This is a genomic window from Candidatus Symbiopectobacterium sp. NZEC135, from assembly GCF_025962695.1.
In genome coordinates this window covers 1-731 of record NZ_JAGFPF010001091.1, presented here as the reverse complement: position 1 = coordinate 731, position 731 = coordinate 1, and the positions used below count along the sequence as shown (strand labels likewise).

The following is a 731-nucleotide window of genomic DNA, read 5'->3' as shown; positions in this document are numbered from 1 at the left end:
CATCATTTGGTGCGAGGTACACAACATAAAGCAGCGTCCGCGATTCGCCTCGATGAGCGGGCGCAACTGCGTCGCCAGCCGCTGTGCGGCACCGCGTTGCTGCATCTCCGGCAGAAAACGCGGCACGCAGAGCAACGTCTGTTGCGCATAATCAAACGGGCTCGGCAGCAGCATGGAGTGCGCATGGTCCAATCCCAGACGCTCGGTAAAGTGTTCAACCCGGTCGTTGACTGACAGCGTCGCCGAGGTAAATATCCATGCGGCCTTTTTCTCTTTCATCAGCTCACGAAAACGGTCTGCCACGGACAGCGGAGTCAGTGCCAACACGAAGTGCCGCGCATTGCATTCATACCAGTAGCTGTAACCGGCCTGTTGCACATCCTGTAGCCGCTTGAGACGAGCGCGATACAGGGTAGCGCGTTCAAAAGCGGCATCCAGCAGCGCCGAGCGCCCAAGCGAGAGTTTGGCGACGTCATAGCAGAGTTCAAGCGCATCATCGAGCAACAGCAGCGCGCGTTGCAGCGACGGCTGTGCCAGCACATCGCGCAGGTTGCCGCGAAAGCCGGGTTCACCCAGTGCCAGCCTGAAATCCTGCGTGCTTTGCGATAAGCGATCGGCGGATTTTTGCAACTGCGCCGCATCGCGCACTTCAGTGCGGTAGGCAATAATGATATCTTTCGCCAGATCGAGCAGTTGGCGGCTGGTGAGTTGCTGACCAAAGTAGTGGCTGG

At 58.5% G+C, this 731-nt stretch carries 1 pseudogene; it reads right to left on the bottom strand.

From position 1 onward, the window contains the following. A pseudogene (locus J5224_RS32635) lies at positions 1-731 on the bottom strand (ATP-dependent helicase); the annotation flags it as partial.